This window comes from Paenisporosarcina sp. P4_B8 (genome assembly GCF_056402175.1).
In genome coordinates this window covers 1-5,908 of record NZ_JBFUHX010000038.1, presented here as the reverse complement: position 1 = coordinate 5,908, position 5,908 = coordinate 1, and the positions used below count along the sequence as shown (strand labels likewise).

3 protein-coding genes are annotated in these 5,908 nt (G+C 35.6%); all 3 read right to left on the bottom strand.

All coding sequences use genetic code 11. The features are described from left to right. Nucleotides 1–626 precede the first annotated feature (626 nt). The 3 genes from AC1DSK_RS17135 to AC1DSK_RS17125 all read right to left on the bottom strand — a co-directional run bounded on the left by AC1DSK_RS17135 (nt 627) and on the right by AC1DSK_RS17125 (nt 5,559). Complete coding sequence (locus AC1DSK_RS17135; protein WP_477548099.1) at nt 627–4,142, bottom strand: S8 family serine peptidase; 3,516 nt, start codon at nt 4,140–4,142, stop codon at nt 627–629. A gap of 171 nt (nt 4,143–4,313) precedes the next feature. After that, entirely contained in the window at nt 4,314–4,670 is a 357-nt protein-coding gene (locus tag AC1DSK_RS17130; protein ID WP_477548111.1) for a GerAB/ArcD/ProY family transporter, read from the bottom strand. A gap of 451 nt (nt 4,671–5,121) precedes the next feature. Continuing rightward, nucleotides 5,122–5,559, bottom strand: coding sequence for a VOC family protein (locus AC1DSK_RS17125; RefSeq protein ID WP_477548098.1), 438 nt, complete (start codon nt 5,557–5,559; stop codon nt 5,122–5,124). Between the last annotated feature and the right edge of the window lie 349 nt (nt 5,560–5,908).

Below are 5,908 nucleotides of genomic sequence, written 5' to 3'. Positions count from 1 at the left end.
CTAACCGCTTTCGCAGTAGTAGGTACTTGTACAATAGAACCTAAAATAAAACTAGATGATAGAGCAAATACAGCTAAGCTTTTTAAGACCTTACTTTTGTTGTTTGCTTTTTTCCCCATTTTCTTCCTCCAAGTCTCTGTCTTTTTATTACATATGTAGTGCAATGAATTACGAAACAATGATTCTAATAATAATTTTTTTGTTTCTCCTTTTCCTCATTAAACCTCTCCCCCTGCCTAACTAAATAGTAGATTAATATATTTGTAAAAATGTAAAGGTTTCGTGCTGATGACTTAACTTCACATTTAATACACTGATCTGTCTTTCAACATCAAGTTATTAAAATTTTTCAACTAATCTAATACCAACTGGGAGTTTATTCAACATTTATTCATTCAATATTCAGAAACATTACCCAATTAACCCTCATCATCCCACATTTCTACTTTCCTGAAAATTAAACATAGGATGTATCTTGTGCTGTTCTTGGTTCTATACCTGCTTAAAACAAAAGTACTACTTCACGACTTTTTATTTAATCATTCATCTTTTGCGTATAAAAATGGCACCATGCATCGGGCATGAAAAAACCCAAGTGAATTATCCTCACTTGGGTCGCAATCGGTTTATTGTTGGAGAACCGTTACTTGTTTAGGCGTTGATGACACTTTAAAACCATCTTTTGTTACTAAATCAGCTGAGATAAAGTAATTTCCATTTGGTAACTCCGGTTTAGGTGCCCATTTTTTATGAACTTCCTTTTCATTTTCAACTTCAAACGTATCGACTATATTACCATTTGCATCTTTAACATAAAACGTCCAGTCCGATCTGTTTTGGGCAAAGTAATCTAGCTCAGTTGGAGTGTTTTTGTTTAAATTTTTAGTCGGCCATACACTAGAATTGGAAAGGACCATCCATTCACTCATATATTGTGGACTTTGATCTCCCCAAACGGTGTAAGAGTGGTTAAACGCGTTGTCTGCTCCAATTACTACAATATTTTTCGGTTCGTAGTTTAATAGTAATGTTGTCTCTTTTCCTGGTAGATAATAATTTCCGTTCACCCAAACCATTGCAGCAACATATCCACTTCCGTTTTCATTATCTGTGCCTTTCCAGGAAATTTCGTATTTTCCATCCTTTGGAGTTACAGTAATGTCTGTAACTTTAGGTAGTGTCGAATCTACTTTCACAGGCATTTTAACTTCCTGTGGTTTTGCACCTGGAAAGTCTAATGCCGTTTTAATCACATATTGATAATTTCCATCTTTTACAAATTGTCCAGATTCATCTGTCATATCCCAATAATAGAGTTCATTGTAATAAGTGTCCCCAAATGACATGACATTCTTTCTGAATTTCCATGGTGTCCCTGTATATTCACTGAAGTCACCTAAATATTTAACGATATTTCCTGATTGATCTTCAACAAACATTTCTGTTTTTTGTAGATTACGTAAAGCCGTAAATGAAGAATAGATACCATTTAGATGGTAGTTTGGAGAGATGGCAATTTTGTTAAGATCAAACGTTCCAGTACTTGGATCATATCCCTTTGGATAACGTTCTGATGTTCCATCCCAAAGTGCAGTATAACCTAAAAATGCATCTTTTTCCCATGCAGGAGGATCGATATTTAGTGGTTCATCCCAATTTCCATAGAAGCCCATATAAGGAACGGATAAAGGCACGGCTTTATCTTGATCCTTGGTAACCGGAACTAGACGAACAAATCCTTCTACAAAACTATCTTTCTTTAAGGAATCTGGTAAATTCACATTAATTGTCAGCTGTTTTGTTTGACCAGGTTTAATTTTAAGAAGAGCTCCTTCTGTTTCAGTAACTTTATTATCATTGACAGTGACTGTTGCTCCATTGATTCGTTCAGATTTTAAAGTTAGATACTCCTTGGAATCCAAGTCACCATCAGTATCTAAATCATATTCTTTCACTTCCGTCTGATCCTTTAAAACATCTACAAAAACTTGGTATTCGATATCCTCACTATTATTATTTCCCTTAGGAGTTTCGAATGCTTCCACGTTTAATTTAAAGCTTGTAGTTTGTCCAATTTCCTTTAAAGCAACTGCTCCGACTTGTTCTAAAGGCGTGTTTCGACTTGTCACAATGACAGGTGTGTTAATGGCATTTTGAATTTTCATTAAACCAGATCCTTGTAAGCGTGGTGAATATGGAACTTCACCGTTTGTTCTTGGATCCATGAGAACATTAGCTGTATTCATTAAAGCAAGCTTTGCTTTTAACACCGTATCTTCTGAATGGGTTAATCCTTTTTGATAAAGTGCCTGCAATAACAATGCTGAACCGCCTGCAACATGAGGTGCTGCCATTGATGTACCGCTCATGATTTCATAATCATTTCCTGGAACAGTTGAATAAATATTTCCACCAGGAGCCGAAATCTCTGGTTTAAAATCTAATGTACTTGGAGAACCATAGGATGAAAAACTGGACATGTTGTCTTTTTTTGCATTATCTATCCAAGTTTCCCCGTCTAATTTCATCTTGACCATTTGACCACTTTTTAGTTTATTTAATAGTTCTTGCCCTGGAGCCTTACCTGTTGTAGCAGTTGGAATGGAATTTTGAGTTAATCTTAGATAAGGATAATCAGTCGCCATATTATCAGCTGGTATTATGATTACCGCTTTTGCTCCATACGTTTCTGCGTTAAATTGAATAGAAGAATAAGAATAATATTCATTTAATAATTTTATTACTGCAATGTAGCCAGTTTTATTGGCGGGAAAATCAGCTTTGCTTCGTCCTTCGTTTGCATACACCATTTCATATTCTTGATTCGGATCTAAAAATTTTGAGAGTTTAAAATTATATTTTGCAGGAAACATCGTTTGATCTTGGAAAGGAAGCTTAATACCATCTGTATCTGCTAAAGTATTTAAATGCAATTTTGTATTTTCATAGGATGCTACCGATAAAGCATATGGACCTACACCCGGTGCGCCAACTGTCCCAATATCAGGATTTTCTGCATATGGCTTTGAAGCAGAGTCAAGAAATAAATTATTTTTCGTACTATGAGCGGAATTACCAGCTGCCACTACAACTAGTGTTCCACGCTCTGTCGCAACTCGAATGGCTTTTTGAGTCGGATCATCTTCTTCACTAACATAACCTGCATCAACACCTAAGCTCATGTTGATAACATCTGCACCCATTGTAACGGCATGCTCGATTCCTGCGATAATATCATCCTCATAGGCTCCTCCGCCCATATCCGAGAATACCTTCTCAGCTAATAGTTGTACACCTGGTGCAATACCAGCGACCCCGCCAGTTGCTTCGTCCCCGTTAGCTCCAACTGTTCCAGCAACGTGTGTTCCATGCGGACTACCATTTAATCCAGGGATGACATTTGTATCATTGTCTGCCCAATCATAACCTGTCGGGACTTTATCTGAATACCAAATTTCGTTTACATCTGTATCTGCCATTTTTTGATCCATTTTATCTTGAGTCCATTTTTCTTTCGCTTTTGCATCATCAGATAGTTTCATATCTTTGTGTGTATGATCAATCCCAGAATCTACGACCGCGACAACTAATCCTTCACCTTTATAGCCATATTGTTCCCAAACTTTCTGAGCTTGTACCAATTCTTTACTAGCTGCCATCGTTTCATGGAATGTTCTAGCAATATGTACATTCGTAACTCCTTGAATAGACTCGATTCCTTTCAAATTCTGAAACTCAGTTTCTAAACTGAATCCGTTAAAACCTTCAAAATAACGGTGTTTCACTTTAGTAGCGGAATTTACTTTTGAATTTTTCGTTTTAGTGATTGCATCAATCACTTTGTCTTGCTTTTGCTTCATCATTGACTTTTTATTTTTTGATGATTGCTCCACATCAGTTGGCTGTTCAACTTCAACGATTAGGCGGACCATTTCATTCGGGCTATACGCTTTAATTAAACCTTCTTTAGTAACAGCTTCACTATAAAGATCCTTACTTTCTTGCTCCACTATATCTTCCAATGGTTGAAGCTCGGTTGAAGTGTCATTCGTTTCTGCAAAAACTGTTAAAGATGTTATAAGTAAAGATGTGACAGCTGCAGTAGACATGACTTTAAATGCTTTCAATTTACTTTTTTTCATTTACGTCTCTCCTTTTTGAGTTTATATTTATTCCACTTACCCTCATCATCCCATATTTCCACTTTTCTGAAAATTAAACATAGGATGTAACTCTTGCTGTCATTGGTTCTATGACTACATAAAACAAAAGTACTATACCAAGAGTGATATAATAAGGGACAGGACATATTTTTATAAGTGATTTTTAATTAAGAAAACGGAACAAGTTGATTTCGAACGGCATAAATGACTGCCTGAAAATGCCCTTCCCGCCTTTTCCGTCCGATTGACATAAGGAAAGATCATTAAAAGATTGATAACGTCTAAAAAGGGGAAAGCAATCACTGAAATAACAGAACGTATTATTGGTTTTATTCCCCCTTCGAACACGGGATGAATATTTTTCAATTCAAAGTTGGGGAAACTAGACAAAACTAAAATCATAAAAAGCAGTATAACCCAGGGAAAAAGAATTTCAGCTGCTCTTGAAAGAGGTTCTAATCCAAGTCTAACCCCAATTATGACAATAACCATAAAGATTATATGAATAGCTTGTAGTAAGACCTTATTAAGATGATTCTCTATTGTCTTAACCTAAAGCCGCCGTGAAAATTGGACCAATCGTAATCTTTAGTCAGACAATCCGGTATTGTCTTAACAAATCATAGTAAACTTTATGAACCTTTGAAAAAAGTTTGATTAAAATTTAGCGAGCATCCTCAATTTCTAGGTAAAAAAAAATAAACCTCGTATTTTGAACAAAGTTTGATCAAAATACGAGGTTTCACCTGTTTATTGCTATTCATTTTTATAAAAAAGATTGATTACTTCAGAAATCGAATCTTCAACTAAAGCACCGGTTAGTTTAATAAGAAAAGAAACGCTTAAATAACAATCGCGCCCGCTTGCGGAACAACTTTATCAACGTGTTTACATATTTCACTGACGGTATGTCAAAATCCATTAATTATTGGCCCGATAACTATTAATTACCCATAATTTATTTGATTTGCTCCGCCAACTCTAAAATAATTCCCTCTGGCCCACTGCAGTAGCATAACTTATAACTTTCTTCATAGTGTAGTATCTCACTAAAGATTTTCGTACCTTTCTTTTTCAACTTGGCAACAACAGCTTCAATATCTTCAACAGCAAATGCAATATGCCGGATACCCAGGGTATTTGCAAAAGGTTGCTGAATTTCTCTTTCATCTGACGGACTATAAAATTTGATTAGCTCTATCCATACCTGACCGTCTGGCGTCCCCAATCCTACACATGCTACTTTTACGTCATTAAGCCCAAATACCTGATTCATGAACTCTCCTTCCATTTCCCATTCCCCTTGCACCTCAAGGCCAAAATCGAGAAAAAACTCTTTAGCGGCAGAGAGATCATTTACGTTTACACCTACATGATCTATTCTGAGGATTTTCATAGCTCATACCTCCTATGTTCCTGTTATTTTGCAATATCCTGTATTCTTGATAAGTTTGTTTGTAATTCTAATTCGCTAAAAACAGAAAATATCCTTGTTCAACAAACTGGCCCGATTGTTGAAGAAGAAAAAGGCTTTACCCCTTATTGAAGTAAAGCACCCGTTAGTTGAATAACACAATTAAGAAAATCTCTAAAATGTATCAGTTACTATCGTGATGTTTGAAATTCAAATTTTAAAGGTCTTAAAAATAATTCTTCTAATGTTTCTTTTGCATTTTTGTCCTCGAATAATATCTCATGTAAAGCATTGCATATTGGAAGTTCAACTTCATACTGCATAGATAGTT

Excerpts from the sequence above, each read along its gene's own strand:
- AC1DSK_RS17125 (WP_477548098.1), bottom strand. The coding sequence starts at position 5,559 with ATGAAAATCCTCAGAATAGATCATGTAGGTGTAAACGTAAATGATCTC.
- AC1DSK_RS17135 (WP_477548099.1), bottom strand. The coding sequence starts at position 4,142 with ATGAAAAAAAGTAAATTGAAAGCATTTAAAGTCATGTCTACTGCAGCT.